The organism is Paenibacillus forsythiae T98 (genome assembly GCF_000520735.1).
In the GTDB taxonomy this organism is placed as follows: Bacteria; Bacillota; Bacilli; order Paenibacillales; family Paenibacillaceae; genus Paenibacillus_AQ; species Paenibacillus_AQ forsythiae.
This window is the reverse complement of the sequence record NZ_ASSC01000368.1, coordinates 1-3,583: the sequence shown is the minus strand read 5'-3', so window position 1 is coordinate 3,583 and position 3,583 is coordinate 1. Positions and strand designations below refer to the sequence as shown.

Annotated in this window: 4 protein-coding genes; all 4 read right to left on the bottom strand. The window is 38.2% G+C overall.

Annotation, left to right across the window (positions count from 1 at the left end):
• Positions 1-213: 213 nt before the first annotated feature.
• On the bottom strand, positions 214-438 hold the full coding sequence (locus tag L692_RS33835) for an SMI1/KNR4 family protein (protein WP_269636731.1): 225 nt from the start codon (positions 436-438) through the stop codon (positions 214-216).
• A 35-nt stretch (positions 439-473) separates the two neighbouring features.
• On the bottom strand, positions 474-743 hold the full coding sequence (locus tag L692_RS33830) for an SMI1/KNR4 family protein (RefSeq protein WP_269636730.1): 270 nt from the start codon (positions 741-743) through the stop codon (positions 474-476).
• 898 nt (positions 744-1,641) lie between these two features.
• On the bottom strand, positions 1,642-2,787 hold the full coding sequence (locus tag L692_RS0111740; protein ID WP_025700055.1) for a suppressor of fused domain protein: 1,146 nt from the start codon (positions 2,785-2,787) through the stop codon (positions 1,642-1,644).
• A 7-nt stretch (positions 2,788-2,794) separates the two neighbouring features.
• Positions 2,795-3,583: AHH domain-containing protein (locus L692_RS31140; protein ID WP_232238771.1), on the bottom strand; the 789-nt coding region annotated here is incomplete at its 5' end.

Sequence of the window (3,583 nt, the reverse complement as noted above, 5' to 3'; positions counted from 1 at the left end):
CCCCCCTTGTTCCGACACCAAATAAATCGTCTCGCCATTTCCCTTAAGTTTCACCCTTGTCTCACTGTTCGCAGTGGGATCTTTTTTTTCATAGAAAAAAGCCTATTCCTTCTCATAAATTCAAGTTGGAATATGCCTTTGAAAGTTAATAAAATGCGATTAGTTTGTTGGTTTAGAATTTCAATCACCAACCATGATAAAAAAATTAGAAGTCTAAAAATCTAAATCTTTTTCGTTTCCTTCATAGTCTACTAACATTGCCCCTTCATCTAATTCATCCATTAGCCATTCCACAAAACCATCCCAGCTTCTAGAAACTGTTATAGTCTCTCGATTCCATTGAATTACTTTCGCATCATATCCATCGCTTGCATCTAAATCCATACAAATATTATCGCCATAATTAAGATCGGCAATAATTAGATATCTATCCGGCATTCCTGGTCGTCTTCGTTCTTTTTTAAAAGAATCATTTAAATATGAGCCCCCCCTTTTTCTTTGCCCGGTAGAGGGGATATATATTTCTGATAAAACTGTTCCTGGACAAACAATTCGCCACCATTGCATACGTGAAGAAAATCTTTATATATTTTGGGGAATTGGACTTTAAGCTCTCTTTCTAAGCTTTCAATTGTATCAAAATCGATTCCCTGATTTAAATCATGAACTCCATCGACATAAAGGTTTATTTCATTAAAAAATGGTTGTAAATTTTCATTTTCAGAAAAAAATTGCCTAGCCATAACAACACCTCCCACTATAAATTAATATTTTCTCTTGCTTGCTCACTCGTTCTTAGATTTTCAGCCATTGACTTGATGAGAACTGGAGAAGTCATGTAAGGATGACAATATTTTCATACTCGGCTTGGGAAATTAAACATACTCTTTCTTCAGTTGCCTGTACCCTGAATTCCCGACCACATTATAACGAGGTTAGCGGACTAAGTGTGGGACCCTAATATCCAATACTTTTAACCCCTTATATTCAATTATTAGGGAAATAAATATGCTTATATTTGGAATTACATCTTTTAATTGAAATCTCGTCCAATTATTAATTTTGTCAATCATCGTTATAATTAAAACGAGGATTGACGGTAAATCTAACGGGTAGAATCGCTGAAAAGCCGCGGCACTACAAGGATTTTACATCAATCTCGTTATAATTTCACGGGAATGCAGGCTGTACCTGCTTTACCATTGGCTTCTTCCCCTTTAATTTTGGGATGTAAAAAAGCTCATTCCTACTCATGATTGAAGTTAAGAATAAGCTTTTGAAGTTTTGTCAAATTGTTTTGTGTTTGGTTTGTTGGTTGCATTGTATGATCTGTAGCAGCTGATTTTGGTACAATTTCACCGCTTTCGTAATAGAAAATTGTTTAATACCCCCATGTTCGTAAACTCCTATATTAATCTCATGGAATTTATTTCATTTGGCTAAATATGCGTTGAAAGTTCCCAGAGGCTCCACTTTGGCATAATATGTGGTTACTCAACCTACGAATAGTAGTTGTTCTCCCATTTTGCCTTCACTTTGAATCATTTAAAACCTTAAAAATGGAGGTTGACAATCTACATTCATAGCAGTTAAGTTAAGATTTTCCTCCATTAATGTTAAAGTCTTTTAAATATCTCTTGCCTATAACCCAACATTCTCTCTATTAGTATCAAGAACATCAGTAATACCTTTTTCATTCATTTTTTTTATTAAGTACTTATACCCCTTTTCCAAAGCAAGTATTCTTTCTTCTTCATAAATAGGTACAAGTGTATAAAAATTTATAATTTTACCTTGTGTGTTCACAAGTTTCTCCAGACCGCTTTCTCGGGCTTTACATACCATAATACAAGATAACTTTGTGTTTGATGCAAATGGCTGTGGAGGTTCACCATTAGGTAGGATAACCCCTTCTGCTAACCACCCATCATAAATATGAGGAATATGAGCCGTTTTTCTAAGCCATCCTAGAGGCCAATAATTGTTATGGTCATTCATATCATTTTTATCAATTGCCCAATTTGATGGTAACTTTAGTAACAACTCGGCATATTTAACTTCATTAGCTTCGTCTGAGTCATCCATGGGATAATCACTCATACCAGTAGTAACAAGAGTTATGAAATTACTTGCTTTAGACGGTGGTATGATGTGAATATTAACCGTTACTCTACTTCCAGGTATAATTTCACTTATAGTATTACAGACTGAACCGAAGTATTTGGTCACATGTTCTAAAATTTCATAATCTTTATTTTGTTTATGGTTATTTGTTTCTGTTACTGTACCCTTACTCATTGTTTCCAACAATTTAACAATCTCCATCTGCCCCTGTTCGCGGGCAAACGTTAATGCATCCACATTTTTCATAGCCTCTCCACTATACCTAACATGGGTATCAATGCCGCTTTCGATTAAAAGCTTCGCAATATCTATATGCCCGTTACTAATAGCACCAAACAACGGATTTCTTTCCGGTTCGCTTACATCCAATTCAGCTCCACTGGACAATAAATATCTAACGATTTCAAGGTGTCCTTCTGAAGCAGCCTCGTTAAGTACTCCACCGTCATATACTCCACCGATCATATTCACGTCAGCACCTAGATCAATAAGGCACTTGACTATTTCAAGCTTTCCTTCTGAAGCTGCGACGTGAAGCCATGTTCCAAATGGTGTCATTATGTTTAAAAGGTCATCATCAGAACCAATTAATGCAATAACTCTTTCAGTATTGCCTTGCTTGATAGCAGAACGAATTTCTTTAGTAATTTGTAAAATATCCATATGTTATCTATTTTCTCCTTTTAGCTATATCTCCTAGCTTTTTAAGCATTTTTACCATATCCTCCAAGTCACCACCAGCTTCTTTTACAGCTTTTATCTTATCTACAACATTTTTGAGAGCATCGATTCCATGCTGGCCTTTAACCCGATTAGGTGCCCAGACAAGATTCTCAAGTCCAAAGATTGGATCAAGACCATATTCCCTTAGTATTTCTTGCCCTTCTTTAACTAATTCTTTTTGAGATTTCCCATGCCCTTCCTTAAATAAGATATGATGTGCATGTGGATCTATCATATCACTTGGTGGATCTCCAATTTCGTTTTTCAAATACTTTCCAAAATTAAATTCGCTTACTCCCTTGGTAGTATCGGTAGGATCACCCGTCCCCCCAGCTTCCGGTGGCTTCTCTGGCGGTTCTTTTGGTTTCGGAGGTGTACCGCCACCAGACCCTTTGGCCCCTCTTCCCGCACTTCCCACCAAAGGCTCATCCCCAACCTTTGCAAAAAAGGTGGCACCTTCCGGTGTGGCCAGGACCCCGTAATTCTTCGGATTCAAATAACTGGAGCCGCGGCTTATCGCATCTGCCAGCTCGCTACCCGCATTTTTCAGCTTCTGCACCGCTTTACCAAAGCCGTTCATCACGGCCGAGAACCCTTCTTTGACCCATGTAGGTGCGATCTTGCCGATCCCTTTGCCCATGGCTCCCAGCACCTTCGCATCCAGCAGCCCTGCCGTCAAAAATCCCACACCGCCCGCGATGGCGACTTCTTTCCAGTTGACCTTCTCTCCCGACAG